This window comes from Neobacillus citreus (genome assembly GCF_018343545.2).
In the GTDB taxonomy this organism is placed as follows: Bacteria; Bacillota; Bacilli; order Bacillales; family Cytobacillaceae; genus Neobacillus; species Neobacillus citreus.
In genome coordinates, this window is sequence record NZ_JAGYPE020000043.1 from 14,148 (window position 1) to 34,988 (window position 20,841).

21 protein-coding genes and 1 riboswitch are annotated in these 20,841 nt (G+C 41.5%); of the genes, 10 read left to right on the forward strand and 11 right to left on the reverse strand.

Annotated features, from left to right (window positions below; genetic code table 11):
• Positions 1-222: 222 nt before the first annotated feature.
• Complete coding sequence (locus KHB02_RS20040) at positions 223-795, forward strand: YdhK family protein (RefSeq protein WP_213144182.1); 573 nt, start codon at positions 223-225, stop codon at positions 793-795.
• Between the two features lie 58 nt (positions 796-853).
• Here KHB02_RS20040 and KHB02_RS20045 read toward each other — a convergent pair whose 3' ends face one another.
• Both KHB02_RS20045 and KHB02_RS20050 read right to left on the reverse strand, forming a co-directional pair.
• Positions 854-994: a hypothetical protein gene (locus KHB02_RS20045; RefSeq protein ID WP_213144183.1), complete on the reverse strand. Its 141-nt coding sequence runs from the start codon at positions 992-994 to the stop codon at positions 854-856.
• Positions 995-1,011: 17 nt separating this feature from the next.
• A complete protein-coding gene (locus tag KHB02_RS20050; protein ID WP_241113985.1) occupies positions 1,012-1,263 on the reverse strand; it encodes a hypothetical protein in 252 nt (83 codons plus the stop codon).
• A 256-nt stretch (positions 1,264-1,519) separates the two neighbouring features.
• On the opposite strand from KHB02_RS20050, the gene KHB02_RS20055 reads away from it, so the two are divergent.
• Both KHB02_RS20055 and KHB02_RS20060 read left to right on the forward strand, forming a co-directional pair.
• Positions 1,520-1,957: a hypothetical protein gene (locus tag KHB02_RS20055; protein WP_213144185.1), complete on the forward strand. Its 438-nt coding sequence runs from the start codon at positions 1,520-1,522 to the stop codon at positions 1,955-1,957.
• A gap of 2 nt (positions 1,958-1,959) precedes the next feature.
• Positions 1,960-3,324 carry a 4Fe-4S binding protein gene (locus KHB02_RS20060; RefSeq protein ID WP_213144186.1) on the forward strand — a complete coding sequence of 455 codons (1,365 nt, stop codon included), beginning with the start codon at positions 1,960-1,962 and terminating at the stop codon, positions 3,322-3,324.
• Positions 3,325-3,432: 108 nt separating this feature from the next.
• On the opposite strand, the gene KHB02_RS20065 is transcribed toward KHB02_RS20060, so the two are convergent.
• The 5 genes from KHB02_RS20065 to KHB02_RS20085 all read right to left on the reverse strand — a co-directional run bounded on the left by KHB02_RS20065 (position 3,433) and on the right by KHB02_RS20085 (position 8,277).
• On the reverse strand, positions 3,433-4,638 hold the full coding sequence (locus KHB02_RS20065) for an ABC transporter permease (protein ID WP_213144187.1): 1,206 nt from the start codon (positions 4,636-4,638) through the stop codon (positions 3,433-3,435).
• Entirely contained in the window at positions 4,635-5,318 is a 684-nt protein-coding gene (locus tag KHB02_RS20070; RefSeq protein ID WP_213144188.1) for an ABC transporter ATP-binding protein, read from the reverse strand. The genes KHB02_RS20065 and KHB02_RS20070 overlap by 4 nt, the downstream gene beginning before the upstream one ends.
• Complete coding sequence (locus KHB02_RS20075) at positions 5,302-6,531, reverse strand: efflux RND transporter periplasmic adaptor subunit (RefSeq protein WP_213144189.1); 1,230 nt, start codon at positions 6,529-6,531, stop codon at positions 5,302-5,304. The genes KHB02_RS20070 and KHB02_RS20075 overlap by 17 nt, the downstream gene beginning before the upstream one ends.
• A 310-nt stretch (positions 6,532-6,841) precedes the next feature.
• On the reverse strand, positions 6,842-7,486 hold the full coding sequence (locus KHB02_RS20080) for a response regulator (RefSeq protein WP_213144190.1): 645 nt from the start codon (positions 7,484-7,486) through the stop codon (positions 6,842-6,844).
• Positions 7,486-8,277 carry a sensor histidine kinase gene (locus KHB02_RS20085; protein WP_213144191.1) on the reverse strand — a complete coding sequence of 264 codons (792 nt, stop codon included), beginning with the start codon at positions 8,275-8,277 and terminating at the stop codon, positions 7,486-7,488. The genes KHB02_RS20080 and KHB02_RS20085 overlap by 1 nt, the downstream gene beginning before the upstream one ends.
• 179 nt (positions 8,278-8,456) lie before the next feature.
• Here KHB02_RS20085 and KHB02_RS20090 point away from each other — a divergent pair, with 179 nt between their 5' ends.
• Together KHB02_RS20090 and KHB02_RS20095 are read left to right on the forward strand one after the other, a co-directional pair.
• Positions 8,457-10,031, forward strand: coding sequence for a copper resistance CopC/CopD family protein (locus tag KHB02_RS20090; protein ID WP_213144192.1), 1,575 nt, complete (start codon positions 8,457-8,459; stop codon positions 10,029-10,031).
• Between the two features lie 24 nt (positions 10,032-10,055).
• Positions 10,056-10,703 carry a YcnI family copper-binding membrane protein gene (locus KHB02_RS20095; protein ID WP_213144193.1) on the forward strand — a complete coding sequence of 216 codons (648 nt, stop codon included), beginning with the start codon at positions 10,056-10,058 and terminating at the stop codon, positions 10,701-10,703.
• A 137-nt stretch (positions 10,704-10,840) separates the two neighbouring features.
• On the opposite strand, the gene KHB02_RS20100 is transcribed toward KHB02_RS20095, so the two are convergent.
• From KHB02_RS20100 to KHB02_RS20110, 3 genes are all read right to left on the reverse strand, one after another.
• Positions 10,841-11,563 (reverse strand): amino acid ABC transporter ATP-binding protein, encoded by a 723-nt coding sequence (locus KHB02_RS20100; RefSeq protein WP_213144194.1) that lies wholly within the window; start codon positions 11,561-11,563, stop codon positions 10,841-10,843.
• On the reverse strand, positions 11,560-12,243 hold the full coding sequence (locus tag KHB02_RS20105; RefSeq protein ID WP_213144195.1) for an amino acid ABC transporter permease: 684 nt from the start codon (positions 12,241-12,243) through the stop codon (positions 11,560-11,562). The genes KHB02_RS20100 and KHB02_RS20105 overlap by 4 nt, the downstream gene beginning before the upstream one ends.
• 99 nt (positions 12,244-12,342) lie before the next feature.
• Positions 12,343-13,137, reverse strand: coding sequence for an ABC transporter substrate-binding protein (locus KHB02_RS20110; protein WP_213144496.1), 795 nt, complete (start codon positions 13,135-13,137; stop codon positions 12,343-12,345).
• Between the two features lie 68 nt (positions 13,138-13,205).
• A riboswitch (Lysine riboswitch) is annotated at positions 13,206-13,391 on the reverse strand.
• 180 nt (positions 13,392-13,571) lie between these two features.
• Here KHB02_RS20110 and KHB02_RS20115 point away from each other — a divergent pair.
• Both KHB02_RS20115 and KHB02_RS20120 read left to right on the forward strand, forming a co-directional pair.
• Positions 13,572-15,221, forward strand: coding sequence for a M20/M25/M40 family metallo-hydrolase (locus tag KHB02_RS20115; RefSeq protein WP_213144497.1), 1,650 nt, complete (start codon positions 13,572-13,574; stop codon positions 15,219-15,221).
• Positions 15,222-15,315: 94 nt separating this feature from the next.
• Positions 15,316-15,861: a TVP38/TMEM64 family protein gene (locus KHB02_RS20120; protein ID WP_213144196.1), complete on the forward strand. Its 546-nt coding sequence runs from the start codon at positions 15,316-15,318 to the stop codon at positions 15,859-15,861.
• Between the two features lie 46 nt (positions 15,862-15,907).
• Here KHB02_RS20120 and KHB02_RS20125 read toward each other — a convergent pair whose 3' ends face one another.
• Positions 15,908-18,274: an immune inhibitor A domain-containing protein gene (locus KHB02_RS20125; RefSeq protein WP_213144197.1), complete on the reverse strand. Its 2,367-nt coding sequence runs from the start codon at positions 18,272-18,274 to the stop codon at positions 15,908-15,910.
• Between the two features lie 404 nt (positions 18,275-18,678).
• Between KHB02_RS20125 and KHB02_RS20130 the strand changes: the two genes are divergently transcribed.
• The 3 genes from KHB02_RS20130 (at position 18,679) to KHB02_RS20140 (ending at position 20,747) form a co-directional block, all read left to right on the forward strand.
• The gene (locus KHB02_RS20130; protein WP_213144498.1) at positions 18,679-18,960 is read left to right on the forward strand and encodes a YhdT family protein; all 282 of its coding nucleotides are present in this window, start codon (positions 18,679-18,681) and stop codon (positions 18,958-18,960) included.
• Positions 18,957-20,402 carry a sodium/pantothenate symporter gene (gene panF, locus KHB02_RS20135; RefSeq protein WP_213144198.1) on the forward strand — a complete coding sequence of 482 codons (1,446 nt, stop codon included), beginning with the start codon at positions 18,957-18,959 and terminating at the stop codon, positions 20,400-20,402. The genes KHB02_RS20130 and panF overlap by 4 nt, the downstream gene beginning before the upstream one ends.
• A gap of 99 nt (positions 20,403-20,501) precedes the next feature.
• Entirely contained in the window at positions 20,502-20,747 is a 246-nt protein-coding gene (locus KHB02_RS20140) for a CsbA family protein (RefSeq protein ID WP_261363790.1), read from the forward strand.
• Positions 20,748-20,841 lie beyond the last annotated feature (94 nt).

Below are 20,841 nucleotides of genomic sequence, written 5' to 3' on the forward strand. Positions count from 1 at the left end.
ATTTTAATTACTTTAATGCTTTATCACACTACCATATTATAATACTAAAATATTATTTTATTCAATAGCTCTTAAATAATAGTAAAATTGCGAATATTTAACGCCCAAATTGGGTAAATTTATTTATTTTACCATTTAACTATTATGGATATATTAAAATCCATATTTTCTGCACAATTTTATAGTAGTATGCGTTTGTAATTAAATTTAAAGGGGGAAGCCATGAAAAATAAAAAATTGTTGATTCCTTTTATTGCTTTAGCATTAATGTTGATTTTGTCTGCTTGTTCAAGCAATGGTAATCAAAAGGGTTCTGATGAGACGAAAGATTCGGGTCATAAAAGTATGGATATGGATCATATGGAACATTCTAGTTCAGAAGAAGTTCCTAAAGGGTTAAAAGTAAAAGAGAATCCAACCTATAAGGTAGGAAGTAAGGCAATTATTCATACTGAACATATGGAGGGTATGGACGGTGCTGAAGCAACGATTGCAGGTGCGTATGATACGATAGCATATGCTGTTACCTATACCTCAACTCCTGATGGAGAGAAAGTAAAGAACCATAAATGGGTAGTTCAAGAGGAAATTAAAAATGCCGGCAGTGAACCGTTAAAACCTGGAATGGAAGTTACCATCGAAGCAGACCACATGAAAGGGATGAAGGGGGCAACAGGCACAATCGATTCTGCAGAACAAACAACCGTATACATGGTTGATTACACACCAACTACAGGTGGAAAAAAAGTGACAAACCATAAATGGGTAACAGAAAGTGAACTTTCATCTAAATAGCCGTTCACTTATTGAAGATATAAAAGGCTTGGCAGTAATGCCAAGCCTTTCAAACAATTTAGTTCATTTTTTGATTTCGTAATGCTAATTTAACTGCAAAATAAACGACTCCGCCTATAACAGCCAGACCTATCAGCCACATCAGGATACACATTACCACTCCCATGGTCCCGCCCATCATTCCATAAGAGCCCATCATGTCAAATCACCTCATCGTTAAAATTGGTTCATCATATTTTCACTTTTGGTTTCCGATGTTCCTCCCATCATTCCCCCGTTTTCATGGCAGGCTTTGTACATATCCTCTAACTCTTGTTTAGAGGAATCCGGGTGCATTTTTTGCATGAAAGGAAGCATCTTATCAAAGCTTAGGCCATCTCCAGTGTTATTATTTCCAGCAGCAAATACCGCTGTGCCTGCTCCTAATATTAATGCGGCAGAAAACAATCCAAACGCTAACTTTTTCACTTTCAGCATCTCCCTTCTTTTATTACACCTTCATCATATAGCAAAAGTATGCAGAAAAAATGGATATCTCGTGTCGATGTTATGAAGATTATTGGTGAAGTTTTTACAAAAAATTGAACAGTTCCAAATGATTCAGATGATGCCATATTATCTCCACTAAAAATGCATAGAAACTGCAAATTTCCCCATTAAATTATAGCTATAAACCAAGCAAACAAATATTTTATCTATGTTTACCTTATTGGAGGTGGAGAATTTGAAAAAGTTATTTTTATCAATTTTTGCTTTGGCATTTATTTTCGCTTTTGATATTAGGGCATTGGCGAATGAAGGCCATTCCCATGATCAAAGCATTAAACAAGCGGCCGAGAAATTTAAGAATGGAAGCAGTGCCGATAGTTCATCCGGTCATTCTGAGATGGAAAACCATGATGATGGCGCCAGCAAAGGCAAAGAAAACAGTCACACTGAAGCGGGCATGCACGATGATATGGATATGGAAGGGATACAGAGTGATATGAATATGGAAGGGAGCCATACAGAAAGCGGACATGAGGAAGGAAGCGGAGACCATCACGGGCCGGTAGTAGAAATACCGCCAAACTACAAAGTGCTGGGAACCTACGGAGCAGTCAATCTATCTTTTATCTTTATCGGCATTTGGAATAAATGGTTTAGAAGGAAGGGGATTTAACTATGGCAATGCCTGAGGAAAAACTGAAACTGAAAAAAAAACCATTTAACCTCCTGTCCATTCCAATTGTAAAAAAGTTTGTTAAGAGCAGATGGTATCCTGGAATTTTTCAATGGATTGTTATTACCGTGTTTTCGATCATTGTATTTGAATTAGTTATGGGAACGGTCAACCCAAGTAAGAACTTTGGAACTACGATGACCTGGGTACTGTGGTGGCCGATCATTCCAATTATCTTCTTAGTTGCCGGCCGCTTCTGGTGTGCAATCTGTCCGTTTGGTAAATTGAGTGACATTGTTCGAAAAACAATCGGTGCAAACCGGCCAATGCCAAAGTTTCTAAGAAAATACGGAATATGGTTGATAGATTTATTCTTTATTGCAATTACGTATAGTGACCACGTATGGGGTATTGTAGAATCCCCAAGGGGTTCCGGATATTTATTGCTTCTGCTCGTAACAATGGTGGTAGCGACCTCTGTTTTTTATGAAAGAAGAACTTTCTGTAAAACACTTTGCTTCCTGGGTGGATTGGCCGGAAACTATTCTAGATCCGGGGCAGTTAAGTTAACCTCTATACCTGATATTTGCAAAACGTGTAAAGTGCAATCCTGCTATCGGGGAACCGAGAAGGTCGAAGGGTGTCCAATGTTCCAATTTCCAAGAACAATGGAATCCAGTGCGGAATGTAATCTTTGTGCTAACTGTGTGAAAAACTGTCCTAACGACTCTATTAAAATTGAGACGAGAATTCCAACAAAAGAACTGTGGGGCTTAAAAAATCCGAAGATTGAGCATGCATCTCTTGCTGCTGTTATCATGGGTATCGTGTTCGTCCAAAATATTACGATGCTTGAACCATGGCAGAATATTCTAAGTGCTATTGGAGCTGTTACAGGTACCGCCAATTACACGGTTAACTTTACAGTAGCCTTTATCATTGCGATGGCTATTCCAATTCTATTATTGTTAGGAACTGCAAAGATTGCGTCTTTATTTGGCATGGAAGGTACTGTGAAAAAGAACTTTACCCGTTTTGGTTATGCGATTATTCCATTGGACCTTGCCGGCCACTTAGGTCATAACCTTTTCCACATTTTTACCGAAGGAAAAGCAATCTGGTATAACTCAATTGGTTTATTTGGAGTACAGTCTAATCCAACAAGCTTAAGCTTGGCTTCGACACCTACGGTTCAAATGATTCAGTATGCGATTATTATTATCGGATGGATAGGCACTACTTATGTTGTATACAGAATGGCTAAGAAATCAAGATTTAAAGCAGTGTTGCCATATTATGTGCTGATGCTTGCCTTAGCAATTGTGAATATTTATTTGTTCTCATTACCTATGATGCATAGGGTTTAATGAAGTAAAAATTAAACCAGCATTACATCTTTATTAACAGCCAACAAAGCATCAAACATAAAATTTAACTAGTTTGATGCTTTGTTGGCTTAATTCATCAAATGTAATTTATTCATAACGTAAAGCATCAATTGGACTAAGCTTTGATGCTTTATTAGCAGGGAGGATGCCGAAAATAATCCCGATAAAGGCAGAAAAACTAATTCCAATGAGCACAATTAATGGGCTCATCGTGGCAGTTATCGGTGATACTTTTGAAACAATAATCGTACCAATTGCGGCTAACCCCATGCCAATTAGCCCTCCTAAAGAGGTAAGGGTAATCGCTTCGATTAGAAATTGCAGGAGTATTTTTCTTCGTGTTGCACCGATTGCTTTTCGAAGGCCAATTTCTCTAGTTCGTTCCGTGACAGAAACAAGCATAATATTCATGACGCCAATCCCCCCGACTAACAAGGAAATCCCGGCGATACTTCCAATCAGCAGTGTAAGCAACGATATCATCTTGTTTAATTCTTTTTCATAATCTTCGAAGCTATTTGTTGTATATTTTCCATCTTCCAGGCCTTTTTTTTCTGTCAGGGTTTCAGCGGCCAGCCTGCCAGTCACCGAAACTTTCTCAGGATCACTGGCAATCACCGATAATTGTTCAATTTCCCTGTTTCCAAACATCATCGAAATGACTGCCCGCGGCATCATCATTTCACCGTTATCCTTGTTTCGGAATTGCTCAGGAATAGGTGATTCATAGACACCAACGACTTTATAAGGATTGCCATTTAAATCAATGATTTCACCAATGGGATTTTCAGATTCCTTGAAGAATTTCTTCCGTGCGATGGTATCAATCATAACCACCCGATTCAGCCCATCATTATCTGCTGCATAGAAGGACCGGCCTTCCAGTACCTTAATTTTTCTGGCAGAGAAGTATTCAGCACCGACACCGGTGATTTGCATGTCTCCCTGCACATCATTGCGTACCATCATCCCATAGCCTTGATTAGTCGCAATGACCGCTTTCACGCCGGGAACCTCAGCAAGTGTCTGGACATCATCATTGGTCAGCTCAGGTTCCATCCAAAACGTGGGCTCTTCACCCTCGGGGGGCACGTATTCATAGAAAATATTAATCGCGTTTTTATCGGTTCCGAAAAATTCATTCGTCATTTTGGTTCTTGTACCTTGTCCGATTGCTACTATAATGATAACAGCGGCAACACCGATAATAATCCCAAGCATCGTTAAGATGGATCGAACCTTATGATTCCAAATCGAAGAAAGGGCGATTTTAAAGCTTTCCAAAATATTCATGAGGCTACCACACCCCGGTCATCGGTAATCATGCCATCTTTTATCGTAATAATTCTCTTCGCGTAGGCTGCGATTTCTTCTTCGTGGGTAACGATAATCACCGTTTTTCCTTCTTCGTTCAGCTGGGTAAATAGCTTCATAATTTGGGCGCTTGTTTTTGAATCAAGAGCCCCAGTTGGTTCATCTGCTAGAATAATTGTAGGATTGTTGACAAGTGCTCTGGCAATGGCGACCCGCTGTTTTTGACCTCCGGATAATTCGCCGGGGAGATGCTTCATGCGGTCTTCCAAGCCGACCTTAGTCAGCATTTGTTTCGCCCTTTCGGTTCGTTCCCGTTTTGATATCCCTGCATATATGAGCGGAGAGGCAACATTTTTCAAAGCATTGTCCCGCGGGAACATAAAGAACTGCTGGAAAACAAAGCCGATATGCTCATTTCTTAATTTTGCCAAGGCGCTCTCTTTTGCGGAGTTGATGATTTCGCCGTTTAATTCATAGGTTCCCGATGTCGGGTAATCCAAAAACCCAATGATATTCATTAACGTGGATTTTCCTGAACCTGATGGCCCCATAATCGCAATAAATTCTCCATCTTCAATGGCTAAATCAATTCCATGCAGGACTGGAACCTCAAGTGAACCCTTTCCATAAACCTTCGTGATGTTATTCAACTTCATCAAAAGAGGTCACTTCCATTCCGTCATGGATTTGTTCAGATGGCGTAATGACGACAAGCTCACCAGGCTTTATTCCATCCGTAATTTCAATGAATTCATCGTTCATGGCGCCGGTTTTTACTTCGCGTCTTTCCAGCTTCTTATCTACTAATATATAAACAACTTTAATGCCACCTTCATCGACAAGGGCTGGGTGGGGAACGGCAAGTGGTTTATCTGCCCCGCCAACCTTTATTTCTAAAGAAACATGGAAGCCTTGCCGCAGCTCTGAAGTATCGTCGGTTATTGCGACCTTAAACGGATACATCGTTACATTGCCTCCGCCTGGAGGCCCGCCGAAGTCTCCACCGCCACCGCCGTCTGCAGTAGGGAATTGAGAAACAGATTCAATCGTTCCCTTCCATTCCCGGTCTTTAAATACCTTTGGACGAATAATGACTGGCTGTCCGTGCTGAATCTTAACAGCGTCAAATTCACTCATGGTCCCGATCACTTTATACGGCTGGCTGGAAATAATATGGATAATCGGTTCTGCTGACCCTGTTTCGGTTTTGGCAACGTTAGGGTCAACCTTTACGATTATGCCATCCATTTTGCTTACAACCGTCATATCATTTTTCTGAGCAGTTAGCTCTTTAATCTGATCTTCGGCAGTGGCAATTTCAGATTTTGTGTTTTCATATTGCATCTCAAGCTGGATTTTTTCATTTGACAGCTGATTAACACTTTCTTGGGTAACAGGAGCCTCTTCTGTACTGTCCGAATTGGAAGCCTGTGTCTGCAATTTCTTTTTCGCGTCATTAAGTCGCTTCGTTAAATCAGCAATTTGATTTTGCTCTGTTTTGGATCTGCTAGAAAGCAAATCCTTGCTACGAATAGCCCTAGTAAGTTCGCTTTCTATTTTGGCAGAATCGTAAACCACCAGTGCATCACCGGCTTTGACAGCCTGGTTTTCTGCCACCTTAATTTCTTTGATTGCTCCCTTTTGGGGATCGATAAAGACCTTTTGCTCACTTTCCGGCACAATTTTCCCGGTTACGAGAATCGATTGGGCCAGTTCTTTCTGACTCACTTTTTGAACGGTTATTCCCATTGTTGTTTTTGGTTCCGCTCCCGCCATTTGACTCTGTGGCTTAGTAAAAAAATAAGCGGCCGTTCCCCCGATGATTAATACTACAATAATCGATACAATCCAAATCCATCCCTTTTTCTTCACAATAAACCCCCGTCTAGTAATTTATTTTTCTCTCATATTAACTATAGAATATTTTACAAATATTTCAATATTAATATAAATATGGGAAATTTAATAGATAATTGGAAAATCACCTATTATTATGACGAGATTTTGAACTTATTGGGTTCACTAATTTTAGAAAAAATATTCTGGAGAAAAATAGGGGTGTTTGTGGGGGCCAATTCTGTAAAGTAATAACTGGTCGTGTAAATAAGAGTAGATGGTGGTAAGTAAGGATGGTAGACATCGTATCCTTAGAGGAACCTTTAGGCTTATGCCAAAGGTTCCTCTATACTTTTAGATGTTTAATGGCATAGGAAGCGAGCTGGACACGGTTTTCCAGTCCCAGTTTTTCCAATAAGTTTTTGATATGATTTTTCACCGTGTTTTCGGCAATATATAGTTGCTCAGCGATTTGTTTATTGGTAATCCCTTCTGTAAGCAATAACAGAATCTCTTTTTCACGGGGAGTAAGTGCTTTAGCCATAGGGGAGTCTTGCAGGTCCTTCTCCCTGAACTGATAAAGAAGCTTTCCAGCCATTCCGCGCGTTGCTTCACTCGACCCTTCAACGATGGAGTAAAGATACTGCAGCCAATCATCGGGGTCCATATTTTTTAAGAGGTATCCCTGGGCACCATATTGTATCGCCGTAAACAAATCCGCCACATTATCTGAGACACTTAAAATGATGACTTTTATATAAGGAAAACTCTCTTTAATAAGTTTTGTTGTTTCCAACCCATTCATTACAGGCATTTCAATATCCATCAAAACGATGTCCGGGATGAGGTCCCGGCTAAGCTCAAGTGCTTCCGCCCCGTTTTTGGCCTCCCCAACAATTTGAAAAAGAGGGTCGTCCTCAAGCATGGCGACTATCGCTTCACGCACATGCGGATGATCGTCGGCAATTAACACACGATATGGATGGTCCATTATTTCTTACCCCGCAGCATAATTTTTGTTCCGAGCCCGATTTTCGAATCAATTTCATATGAGGCCCCAAGCTTTTCTGCTCTGCTCTTTAATATCGAAATCCCGTACTGTTTGCGACCGATACTAGTCACTTCAAATCCCACTCCGTTATCGATAATCTCCAATATCCACTGGCTATCATAAGCCTGAAATTTTAAAGACACATTCGAAGTTTCTGAATGTTTTCGAATGTTTGTAAAAGCCTCCTGAATAATGCCAAAAAGCTGTACCTCTTCAGCCGGTGTGAAATAAGCATCCTTTAAATGGATGCGGGAATCAATCTCGATTCCCGAAACAGTTGTCCAGTCTTCCAGCCAATTTTCGATTCTTTTGGAAAAAGAAACATCCTCAGCCGGGTCCATCCGCAGGTTAAAAATGGCCTGCCGCAGCTGGGTGTCAATGGAATTGACAAGAGAGCCAGCTTCATCAAGCTTTCCTTTTTTTAGATGGACTTTTAATAAAAACAAAGTTTGTGCAATATTGTCATGTAATTCCTTTGCTAATCTTTCTCTTTCTTCATAGATTGCCCGCATCTCCCTCTCATCGGCAATTCGTTGATTCTTCATCTCAATGATATGGAACATCCAGATGGCAAAGGGATATGAAATGAGAAAGGTCAAGATGGTAATTAAATAGTTTCCTTCTTCCATCGATACTTCATGAAGGAGGGTGCTGTGACGGAAAAATTCAAACCCGCCAATCAAAATAGTGGGAATTAAGGCTGTAAAAAACATAAGTATGCGGTTGGACATCGAATACCGATTCTCCTTTTACAACAAGAAACTTCATCATTTACCTTAACGATACATTACTGTGACAGTTTTATGAATAGTTTTTGGCCATTCTGTCGAAAAATAGCCCGTAAGAGTCATATAAAAAAGGAATGAAATATAATAACTTTATTTTAAGTGCTAATAGTAGATAAAGAGAGGTGAATTTTATAAACCCGCTTAAATATATCCTTTTATTTTTCCTGTTGTTATCTCTAGCATTTCCACAAGCAGCATTCGCTCATGCGGTTTTGGAAAAGACGGCCCCGGCTCAGGACAGTCACTTACAGTCGTCCCCAAAAGGAATTACGCTAACGTTCAATGAAAGGCTGGAAAATGAATTTTTCTCCCTTAAGGTTTTCGGTGAAGACGGAGAGGAACTCGGCAGGGCTAGGCCTAAGCTTAGTGTTGATCAAAAGCAGTTGAGCATGAACGTACCTAAACTAGCAGACGGCCATTATACCGTATCCTACCAGGTGATTTCGGCGGACGGGCATCCAGTAAAGGGTTCTTACATATTTTCGATTGGAGAAGGCATTGCCGGTAAAAGTAAGATTGCCCCGATTCAACAAGGGGAAGGACTTTCCCCATTAATGTCTGTTGGACGAATAGTCTATTATCTATCGCTGCTTCTTGCCACAGGCTGGATTTGGTGGGGGGCAATGGCAAGAAAACAATTCGAGCAATTGCAGGAATTAAAGCGAAGCTATGAAAGCTGGGCACGCCTGTTGTTATTGATTTTTTTGCTTGCCCATATAGATTTTGGTGTCATCTTAGCAGGAGGGTACCTAGACCAATGGAACGTAAGTAACGTAATCACCATGTTGACGGGCACAACAGCCGGTCAATCATGGAGCATAACGACTATTTTATTGATGCTAGGATTTGCTGTTTTACTCCGTCACCCATGGGTGGATTGTGTCTGGGTATTGCTGATTCTTGCCGCTAAGAGTGTAAATGGACACGCATTTGCCTTTGAGCCGAGAATCCTGACCGTTTTCTTGGACTTGCTTCATTTGTTGGCAGCCTCCGTTTGGGCAGGCGGATTGCTCTATATTTTGCTCTATTTTAAAACGTTTCAAAAACATGTCCAATGGTTTTTGAGGATATTTTCTACTGCAGCCCTAATCAGCATGGGGGTGCTGATTGGGACAGGGGTGATTTCAACCTATATTTATTTGCCAAAGATTCAGTACCTTTTGGCTACCAGGTGGGGAACCCTGCTATTGGTTAAAACGGTTCTCGTCCTAGTTGTAATAGCTGTTGCCGGGACATTGCGATTTTATCTAAAAAAACAGACTGAAGGGAACATTCGTAAACTTGTAAAACTGGATTTTATGCTGATGATAAGCATTGTGGGTATCGTCGGCATATTCACCTACCTTAGTCCTATTCCGGCAAATAAACCATTACAATGGCAAGAAAAAACGGCTGGAATGGATTTTAAAACTACCATTTCACCTAAGGTGCCAGGCACTAATTCATTTATGGTAGAAGCGAATTCCCATGAGGAAGGACTGGGTATTAAACGAATTGACCTTAATCTGATTTATAATGACAATCCTGATGTCGCCCCAATTCATGTCCCTCTGGAGGTTTACGATCAAGGGAAATATGCCCATTTTATGACTGACGGCAATTATCTGCCGTTCTCAGGAAACTGGACTGCAGAAGTCCGGATTCTGGATTCTGAGGATAATGAAAAGGTATACCATAATGATTTTGTTGTTTATTAAAAAAAATAGATAGGAGATGTTATTATGAAAAAACTTTTGACATTTGTGGTAACAATAATTGGGACAATATCCCTTTTCGCCGGCGCTGCCAGTGCCCATGTCACTGTTCAGCCAAGCGAAACATCGCAAGGAAAATATGAAGTGTTCACGGTCAAAGTTCCCTCCGAAAATGAACAAGTACCAACCACCAAGATTGAAGTGAAAATTCCTGATGATGTCGATGTTACCCGTTTTGAGCCAAAACCAGGCTGGAAATATGACGTTCAAAAGGATGCATCAGGGAAAATCACAAGTGTTACCTGGACGGCAGAAGGTGAAGGATTGTCTCCAACTGAATTTGCAATGTTTAACATGTCCGGAAAAGTTGGCGACAAAGCCGAGAAAATTGTCTGGAAAGCCTACCAAACGTACCAGGATGGCAGTGTCGTAGAATGGGTGGGAGCAGAGGATGCGGACAAGCCCGCTTCAGTGACGGTCGTTCATCCAGCTGCACCAGGTGAACACGGGCATGGTCATGGTGCTGCCCAAACAGATAAAAAGACCGATACTGCGGCTGATCACGATCAAAAAACAGAAGATGCAGCTTCATCGAACGTACCGCTCTACCTATCTATTGCAGCATTGCTTGTAGGGCTAATTGCTTTAGGAGTTTCATTTAAAAAGAAATCATAGGTTGTTCCTTCACGGCTAATGATGGCGTAAATTAGGGGGAACACATTCTGTGTCATCACAATGAGAAAAAGGTACAGGGCTTTTTTGAGCCTGTACCTTTTTCTCTTATTCAGATGAATTATTTCGCCATGATACTCTTATAGAATCTGATTTAAAAACCTCTGCGTCCGCTCATGCTTTGGATTGGAAAAGATTTCATTTGGATGTCCTTCTTCTATTATATTGCCGTCAGCCAGCATAACGATCCGGCTTGCGACTTCTTTTGCAAAACCCATTTCGTGTGTCACGATGACCATTGTCATTCCTTCACGGGCTAAATCCTTCATTACTTGAAGTACCTCGCCCACAAGCTCAGGGTCCAATGCCGACGTTGGTTCATCGAATAGCATCACTTTGGGCTCCATTGCCAATGCTCTGGCAATGGCCACGCGCTGCTTTTGCCCGCCAGATAATTGGTCAGGGTAAAAGTTGGCTTTATCCTGCAGGCCAACTTTTTTCAGAAGGTCTATTGCTTTGGAACGGGCCTGATCTTTAGATACACCCTTTACATGAACAGGAGCCTCAATAATATTTTCGACCACTGTCATGTGCGGGAATAGGTTGAAATGTTGAAATACCATTCCTACTTTTTCCCTTATTTTATTAAGATTCGTTTTTGCGGGATTGATTTTTTCTGTATCGATAATAATGTCACCAGCTTCGGCTGTCTCTAAAAAGTTCAAACAGCGGAGAAGGGTACTTTTCCCTGAACCACTCGCACCGATAAGGACAACAACCTCTTTTTCTTTTACGTGTAGATCAATATTTTTCAAAACTTGAAGTTCCCCGAAAGATTTTGAAAGATTTTTAATTTCAATCATGCGGCGGCTGCCTCCTTCGGTCTGCTGACATCCAACCTTTTCTCCAATCGGTTTGTGAACCACGTGAAAATTAACACGATGATCAAATAATAAAGTCCGACAACAAAGTAGGTTTCAAATGGCATATAGTTTTCCCCTTGGACGGTAAGGGCAGTGTTAAACAAGTCTGTTACAGCAATATAGGCAACCAGGGAAGAATCCTTTAAGCTGATAATGAACTGATTCCCCAGCGGCGGGATGGCACGTTTGAAGGCCTGTGGAAAAATAATTCTGCGCATTGCAAGCGGGTAGGACATCCCTAACGATCTTGCAGCTTCCATTTGACCGCGGTCGATCGATTGGACAGCCCCCCTGAAAATTTCCGATATATACGCACCGGTATGAATGCTTAACGCAAGCGCGCCGGCTGTAAAGCTGTCAAGGGCTAGAAAATTTGCGATTCCATAATATAGGAACATAATTTGAACGATTAATGGAGTCCCGCGGATAAGCCCAATATAAATATCTGATATCCAATTAAGTAATTTGATAGAAGATATTTTAAAACCGGCAAAGATGATTCCAATGATTAATGCAAATAGCAGAGAAATAATTGTAATGGAAATCGTCATCCATGAGGCTTTCAAGAAGGCAACACCATGCTCACTTAGGATGCCGATTATATTTTGCCAAAAAGTCATGATTTCATTTCAACCTCCTTTGAAAAAACGTAAGCCCCAAGGAATGGAGCTTACGTTATCCAATTTTCCTATTTTGCCATCTTAAAGATGTGCGGGTGCTTACTTTTCAAGTAAGTTTTCGTTGAACCATTTTTTGCTGATTTTTTCGTAAGTGCCATCTTTCTGCATGTCGTCAATGGCTTTGTTGATTTTATCAGCAAGTTCTTTGTTTCCTTCGGCTACTGCTACACTAACTCGATCCTCATTTAGCAGGTTGCCAATCGGCTTGATCTTTAAACCCTTTTCGTTTTTGGCATTCAAACCGACAATTTTATCAGTAATAACGGCATCCAAACGGCCAATTGCCAAGTCCTGAAGAGCGTTAACATCAGATGGATATCCTTTTACTTGATCGGATAGTTCAAGGGCCATATCCTTCCATGTGCTTGCCTGGATAACACCAATTGTTTTTCCCTTTAAATCATCTTTTGAAGTAATAGTGCTGTTGTTTTCAGCCACAAAAATTTGGGCGCCGGATAAATAATATGGATTTGTGAAGTCTACTTGCTTATCACGTTCAGGTGTTGCTGTCATACTCCCGATAATCGCATCGTATTTTTTTGCTTTTAATCCTTGGATGATGGTTTCCCATTGGTTTGTTACGGGATTTGCTTTTACACCAATTCTTTTGGCAATCTCATTTCCAATTTCTACGTCAAAACCAGTTAATTTGTCATCCTTCTTAAAGTTTAATGGTGGATATTGCCCGCTCATCGCAAACGATAGCGTCCCCTCTTTAATTAGGCCTAAATCTTCTCCCTTTGCCTGGTTTGTTTTAGCTGTTTCTTTAGATCCGCATGCTGCTAAAATCACCAGTAATGCAGAAACTACTAAAATCATAAGTTTTCTCATGATGCATCCCCCTTTTTAATTAAAAAAGCACCGTCCATGTGACGGTGCCTGACACCCTCATCTAAAGCTTTGAATTAGATAGTTCCCCACAATTCTCATGCTGAATTGTGACAGTTCTGCCCCTTATCGAGTACAGCCCCAGCTCTCTGAAAACAGTGATTTCAGATGCTTCGGCGATTTATCATTTTTCCTATTTTCCTAGATTTCACTGAATCTCCAATAGGATACTAATATAAATCGCGACCTCTACCTCATCTCAAAAGCTTAAAGATGAGGAATTAATATTCTTTTCGCAATAATTAGTATAAGTAAATATTTATACATAATCAAGTATAAATTTACTAGAATATTTCCCCATTTGAAAAGACTTGACGAAAATTTGTTAATTGGTATACATTTTTCTACAATACTAATCTTAAAAAAAAGGGGTCAGAATGATGCTGCAATGCCGTGAGGATGTATTGGCATTCACGAACCAACTCGTGAATATCGAAAGTATTGTGAATACAAAGGGTGAAAAAACAATTGCCCAATATTTATATAAATTTATTTCTGCTTTTCCTTATTTTTCAAAAAATCCTTCTCACATGACGATGTCTCAAACCATTCAGGATGAACATGAAAGATATAATGTATTGGCATTTGTCAAAGGTACAAAAGGGAATAGCCGCCGTACGGTCATTTTGATGGGACATATGGACACGGTTGGAATTGATGATTTTAATCACCTAAAAGAACATGCGTGTTTTCCGGATCAACTAATGGCTGCGTTAAAGAGGGAGGAGCTGCCTGCCTCGGCGAAGGAACATTTAGACTCGGGCGACTGGTTGTTTGGTAGAGGGGTACTCGATATGAAAAGTGGAGTAGCCAGCCACCTCTATCTATTAAAATACTATTCTGAGCATCCGGAAGAGCTTGATGGAAACATCGTCTTTTTAGCAGAATGTGATGAAGAGGACAGCTCTCACGGAGTTTTATCAGCCTTAAAGGTCCTGAAAAGCTGGAAACAGGAGCATGGTTTTGAATATGCTGCGGCGATCAATTCCGATTTCGTCTCCCCGCGCTTTGCAGGAGATGTAAATCGCTATATCTATATGGGGACAGTAGGCAAGCTTCTGCCATCCTTTTTTATTACTGGTGCAGAAACGCATGTTGGCTCTTGCTTTGAAGGGCTTGACCCTAACTTTATCGCGGCGGAGCTGACGAAGCAGATTGATTATAATCCCGAGCTTTGCAATGAGGCCTTTGGTGAAATCACAGTTCCCCCTGTTTCTTTAAAACAAACAGACCTGAAACCGTCTTATACCGTTCAGACCGCGTTGTCTGCCTATGTATACTACAATTTCTTCATCCATTCCTGGTCTCCGAAGGATGTCCTAGTGAAATTAAAAGAGCAGGCGCGTATTGCATTTGAAAACGCCTTAAATGCTTTTGATGAAAGATATAAGCAGTTTAGCAGCTTAAGCGGCGAACCATATTTCAAACATCCTTGGCAGCCAAGAGTGTTCACATATGAAGAAATGGAACAACAGTTGGTTATGGAGCACGGTGATACCTTTATCACGCATATGAATCAATTTAAAGAGAGTTTAATGGAGGATAAGGAACTGGATACCCGCATGTTCGCGGCAAGGGTTGTAGAAGAGGCTTGGAACTGGATGAAGGACAAAAACCCTGCCATTATTCTTTTCTATTCATCTCTTTATTCTCCAAGAATTGAGCTGTCCGGCAAGAATGAGCAGGAACAGGCCTTGATTGATGCGTTAAATCAAGCAGTGGAATCGATTCAGCCAGCCTATCCACATCCGATTGTAACGCGGAATTTCTTCCCATATATCTCGGATATGAGCTTTGTTGCGCTAAGCGATGACGAAGAAGGAATAGAGGCTGTTTCCAATAATAATCCTGGCTGGGGAACAAAGCATTACGTGGAGTACCAAGACATCCGCGACTTAAATGTGCCGGTCATCAATATTGGACCTTATGGACTAGATGCCCATAAAAAGCTGGAAAGAATGGAAATGTCCTATTCACTTGAAGTGGTGCCGAATCTGACCAATCTAGTCATCCGAAATTTATTAAAATAGTGTACTGGGGTGTCCTGTGGGACGCCCTATATTTTTATACCGGTAAATTATAAAATAAAGAATACTATAAGGAGCTTTAAAATCGGAGGTACAGATGGAGGCGCAAATTCTAGCGTGGTTTGAGCATAGCGGCACATTAGCAATATGGATAAGTATCTTATTGAATATCATTATTAGTTTCTTCGGGGTTGTTCCGAGCGTCTTTCTAACCGCAGCCAACATTAGCTTCTTCGGATTTGGCCACGGATTGTTGATTTCGATTCTTGGTGAGGCCTTTGGAGCCATTATTAGTTTTTATTTATATCGAAAAGGTATCAATAGGGTAAAAAACAAGATTGCGATAAAAAATAAATTTTTAGATAGATTGCAAAATACGCAAGATATGGAAGCATTTTTTCTGATATTCGCACTTAGGATTTTTCCGTTCATCCCTTCTGGAGTGGTGACACTTGTAAGTGCTGGAAGCAAGGTTGGGATTATTAATTTTTCCATCGCTAGCACGCTTGGAAAAATACCCGCCTTATTAATAGAGGCTTACTCCGTGAAGCAGGTTTTGGATTGGAGTTTGCAAGGGAAATTTATTTTAGGGTTATGTTCAATTTTCATGGTAGTTATTTTAATAAAAAGGTTTCAAAAATAAGAACAAGGGTCCCTGCGAAAAAGTGAGGGTACCCTTGTTTATTTTCCTATTTAAAGATTAATACCTTTCCAACTGTGCCATCAGCGCTTTCCCCAACTACACGGAATTTTAATCCGTAGTTTGGTACGTTACGGCCTGCATCAACTAGGCCAGGGTTGCTGTAGTCAGACTTGTCATCAAAAAGCGGATTCCGCTGAGTGAAGTTGTCGGTCAACGTAAATTGCGATGGATAATTCAAGAACATTTTTTCAGTTTTGCTTAGGCCAAATGCAGCGTCATGTAATTGGTAACGAGAGGAGCTGACAGTTTTATCGCTCCAAGACAATGCATGCTGGTCAGCATCTACTACACCAAGGAAGCCATCTCCAGGGTGAATACCTGTCCAGTTGTTGTCATAGGATTCGTCTACATACCAAACAACCAGGCCTGGGTCATAACTCATTAAGCTTGCACCGCGGCGGATGTGAGATAAGCCGGCGTCGACACCGTTATGTGTTCTCCACTCTAATAGATAATAGTGTGTGGTAGTATATGTGCCATCATGCTTCGTAAACCCGTCTAATGCAAATTGTGAGTCGCCCTCAGCACCGTCAGAGACTAGTTCTTTGCCATCAGCCGTCACTTTTACATTATCCACGAAGAAGCCATCTAAATTGGAAGCCCAGTCTGTCATATAACGGAATTGCAGCTGAATTTTTTGTCCTTTGTATGCTGATAAATCAATTGATTCATGGACCCAGCCATTACTTGAACCGGTATAACCAGGAAGGTTTTCTTTTATGGCTGGATACCCATTAGGGTCAAGAGCAGAACTCGTACGGGAGCTTGATAGAGATTCCCATGTACTTCCACCATCTGTTGATACTTGGACCATAGCGTAATCCCATTCTTTTTCAATGTTGTACCAAGTGTCGAAATCAAGGGTGACATTGCTAGCGTTTGTTAAATCAACGGATACTGCCATTTTATGGTCAGCTTCGTCTCCTTTACCGCCAAAATACTCAAATTTTCCGTCTTTTGGCGTATTCAGGACGTTCACCTTGTCAGGTAAATCAATTCTTACAGCATCATTATTTGTACCCTTTGTTACTCCTTCATCAAGGAGGACAGTTGTGCCGGCCTTCGTAATGTTGTCAGCACGAAGAGTGGCACCAGTTAACCAGTTGCCGCCATGTAGGCTTTGTAGCATTTCTCTTGCGTATGGACTAAATCCAGGGGGCTCAGTTCCTGGAATGTCTCCTGCCCAGCTACCGGCTGACATAATAGACCAATATTCAACCGCTTCACCAGCACCAGTATATTGAGTATCATACTCATCAGGAAGACCTAAGTCATGACCGAATTCGTGAGAGAATACTCCGGCTGCGCCGTCTTCTGGCTCGATGGTGTAATCATAAGCCCCTAAAAGGCCTCCAAAGCGATCACTTTTAGATTTTCCGCCAGGAACAGCTGTAAGCTTTCCAAGATTCCATCGGTGTGACCAAATCGCATCTCCGCCTAATTTACCGCCGCCGGCCTCTTCGCCGACACCAGCATGAATCACCATAAGGTGGTCGATAATACCGTCTGGTTCGTTATAAACTCCGTCATTATCATAATCATCGCGATCCCATACATCATATTCACTCAGGTCAACATTTGGATCCTTTCCTGCTTTTGTGAGAGCTTCATACACTAGTGTTCTTGGACGAGCGTCGCTTCCATCCGGCGTAGGATAGTTTCCACCATAGTAAGCAGCAGGATGATCAGCCGTATACCAGCCGGCAACAGTTCCATCAACCGTATAGCTACCGCCAGATTGCTGCTCATAATACTGTTTCATCGAAACGAGGTTTTCGCCGTTAGGTCCTTCGTAGCCATTTGCTCCGAAAATCATATCTTGGAAATGGTCATGGGTATAGTCCTCATACCACATGTCCGTCTCATCTTTTGTGATCGAGCTTTTCTCGTAATCTGGAAAATCAATAGCCAGAACAAGAACTTTGTCATGGCGGACATTCCCGTCGTAACTCTCAATTTGGACAGGGTCTACGGTATTTTTGTTTGCCTGTCCTAATTTATTACCATTACCATTTTTTAGTCCGTTTGATTTTGGCTGGGCACTTTCTTTAACTGTGCCAAGTCCGGCAGGCAGCTGGTCTTTTGTCTTGAAAGCTTTGCCTTTTGCTTTTAGATATTGTTGTAATGCCTTTTCCGCCTCTGCAGGGCTCGCATTTTTAGCAATTTTCCCTTGCCGCTTCAGCATTTCTATTAATCTCTCATCATTAGCAATTCCCAAGTCAATCGGTGACCCCTGTGCCGATACTTTTGCTGCTGGACCTGCGGCTTTGCCGACAGGTGCTGCCGCCACATTCAGCATTCCCAGCCCTAAAGATAGAGCCAGTGCCGTTGAAAATAGTTTTCTCTTCTTCATAAAGCCCCTCCTAGACAATATTTGAAACCGCTTTCATTACTAATGTCTATTAAAATACCATGCTATGTACCATTCCCCCCTGTTAGGGTTACCTTAAAAACTTAGCCTCCCTAAGAAAATAGAATCTATTTTAATAATAAAATTGGTACAGAAAATTGTAAATATTTAAAATATTAAATGTCAAAAATAGTTAAATTATCCTAAAAATCGGAAACATGCTTCATTGTTTGATAAGCATTCTTCGGCATAAAGTGAGAATTTTCTCCTATTTTTTCAAGTGATTAGGTTTGGTAAAATATTCATTATTCGTTAAAATAGGAAATTGGAATTATGTTCAGTACTATAGGAAGGAATTTAACACCTTAACGCATTGCAAGTAACTCCACTGGCAATGCGTTAAAGTGATGAGGAGGGGTTTTGTGAAGGACAAGCGGTTTAAGATTGCCCACCGGGAAGCGTTAATCGGCGTGGTTCTGGTTGTAATTAATTTTGTATGGTGGTACGGGTTTGCTTACGGTTTGGGTTCCAAAAAGGTAGAAGATTACTCATACATATTCGGCTTGCCGGCCTGGTTTTTCTATAGCTGCATCGCCGGATTTATCGTAATGATCATTCTTGTCAGCCTGACCGTGAAATTTCTATTTAAAGATGTACCGTTTGAAGAGGAAGAGAGGAATGCCGAGTGAACTGGGCAGTCATTACGCCATTAATTATTTTTTTATTCATCATTTTTGCTGTCGGCTTCTGGTCGAATAAATTTGTCCTCAAATCCAATTCGTTTTTGGAGGAATATTTTTTAGGCGAACGTCAGATGGGCGGCTTCATTCTCGCGATGACGATGGTGGCCACCTATGGCAGCGCTTCAAGCTTTATCGGCGGGCCGGGTGTTGCCTATACACAAGGTCTGGGCTGGGTACTGCTGGCGATGGCCCAGCTGGCGACCGGTTATTTCACCTTGATGGTCTTGGGCAAGAAATTTGCGATTATTTCCCGCCGGTATAAAGCCATTACCTTGATTGATTTTTTGAAAAATCGTTATCGTAGCAAGACGGTCGTTCTTTTATCAGCGGCCAGTATTATCATTTTTCTATTCTCATCGATGACGGCTCAATGGATTGGCGGAGCTAGGTTGGTGGAGTCGTTAACTGGACTGCCATATACGGTTGCATTATTAATCTTTGCTTTTTCAGTCCTTGTTTTTGTTATTGTGGGGGGGTTCCGGGCTGTTGCTCTGACGGATACGATTCAAGGCGTCGTCATGTTCATGGGAACTTTAATTCTTCTTATTGCCACTATTAAGGCAGGCGGGGGAATCCCAAGGATAATCTCCGATTTGGCGGCAGAAAATCCTAACTTAATCAGCCCATTTGGTGCCGAACGCACTTTAACGCCGGCGTATGTTTCCTCGTTTTGGATTTTAGTTGGGATCGGCGTCGTCGGCCTGCCGCAGATTGCGGTTCGGGCCATGTCCTATAAAAACTCAAAGGCAATGCATAATGCCATTATCATTGGAACAGTTGTGGTCGGCTTTATCATGCTTGGCATGCACCTCATTGGCGTTTTCGCAAGGCCAGTGCTACCAGGTGTTAAAATCGGCGATACCGTTATGCCGCTGCTCTCTATGAAAGTGCTCCCGCCGTTTGTTGCGGGTATCGTGCTGGCGGCTCCGATGGCGGCCATCATGTCAACAGTTGATGCCCTGTTGATTTTGGTCAGCTCGGCATTGGTGAAGGATGTTTATCTAAATTATATTAAACCGACCGCCAGCGACCAGCAAATTAAAAAGGTAAGTTTCAGCGTAACAGCGATTATTGGCATCCTGGTCATTTTGCTCGCGTTGAGTCCGCCGGATTTAATCATTTGGCTCAATCTATTTTCGTTTGGCGGCTTGGAGTCCGTGTTTATTTGGCCGGTTATTTTAGGCTTGTATTGGAGCAAGGGGAATAAATATGGGGCAATCACATCGATGATTTTGGGGATGAGTTCCTACATTATCTTTGACCGATTTTATCCTAATCCCCTCGGCGTGCATACGGTGGTGCTGCCAATCCTGATTTCCCTGGCTGGATTTGTCGTCGCAAGTATTTTTACTAATTCTAAATCTAACAGTTTTGTACTGGAAAAATAAGAAGCACTTCAGGGTGCCCCGCTTCGGGACTATTTTTGTTGCAATTTTCTTTATGAATTTTTAAAATGAATTAACAGAATGAAGAGGTGGGGGATCCCATTGGTAGAGGTTATTCGCCATTTATCGGCGCTTATCATGCCAGGTTTATTAGTGTTATTTTTTACAAGGGTTACATACAATCGGGTGATTGGCCTTGTCCTGACGGTGGCGCTTATCGCAGCTTCTGTATACAAGGGGTATACCAATACGTTTGTCCTGATTGTCATTGACGCCTTTTCGCTGACCGCCGGTTTCTGGCTCGCCGCGAAAATGAAGCCCAAAACCGTTAGAAAAATTGATGGATAATAGTCTGCCGTAATTGGCAGGCTTTTTTTAGTTTAAAAGAGGTCCCATTTGACCCGAGAAGGGTTACTAGTGGGCACCCACGGTAAAAATAGAG

Excerpts from the sequence above, each read along its gene's own strand:
- KHB02_RS20105 (WP_213144195.1), bottom strand. The coding sequence starts at position 12,243 with ATGACTTTTTGGCAAAATATAATCGGCATCCTAAGTGAGCATGGTGTT.
- KHB02_RS20040 (WP_213144182.1), top strand. The coding sequence starts at position 223 with ATGAAAAATAAAAAATTGTTGATTCCTTTTATTGCTTTAGCATTAATG.
- KHB02_RS20085 (WP_213144191.1), bottom strand. The coding sequence starts at position 8,277 with ATGTCCAACCGCATACTTATGTTTTTTACAGCCTTAATTCCCACTATT.
- KHB02_RS20095 (WP_213144193.1), top strand. The coding sequence starts at position 10,056 with ATGAAAAAACTTTTGACATTTGTGGTAACAATAATTGGGACAATATCC.
- KHB02_RS20130 (WP_213144498.1), top strand. The coding sequence starts at position 18,679 with ATGAGGAGGGGTTTTGTGAAGGACAAGCGGTTTAAGATTGCCCACCGG.
- KHB02_RS20080 (WP_213144190.1), bottom strand. The coding sequence starts at position 7,486 with ATGGACCATCCATATCGTGTGTTAATTGCCGACGATCATCCGCATGTG.
- KHB02_RS20125 (WP_213144197.1), bottom strand. The coding sequence starts at position 18,274 with ATGAAGAAGAGAAAACTATTTTCAACGGCACTGGCTCTATCTTTAGGG.
- KHB02_RS20100 (WP_213144194.1), bottom strand. The coding sequence starts at position 11,563 with ATGATTGAAATTAAAAATCTTTCAAAATCTTTCGGGGAACTTCAAGTT.
- KHB02_RS20060 (WP_213144186.1), top strand. The coding sequence starts at position 1,960 with ATGGCAATGCCTGAGGAAAAACTGAAACTGAAAAAAAAACCATTTAAC.
- KHB02_RS20065 (WP_213144187.1), bottom strand. The coding sequence starts at position 4,638 with ATGAATATTTTGGAAAGCTTTAAAATCGCCCTTTCTTCGATTTGGAAT.
- KHB02_RS20120 (WP_213144196.1), top strand. The coding sequence starts at position 15,316 with ATGGAGGCGCAAATTCTAGCGTGGTTTGAGCATAGCGGCACATTAGCA.
- KHB02_RS20115 (WP_213144497.1), top strand. The coding sequence starts at position 13,572 with ATGCTGCAATGCCGTGAGGATGTATTGGCATTCACGAACCAACTCGTG.
- KHB02_RS20045 (WP_213144183.1), bottom strand. The coding sequence starts at position 994 with ATGATGGGCTCTTATGGAATGATGGGCGGGACCATGGGAGTGGTAATG.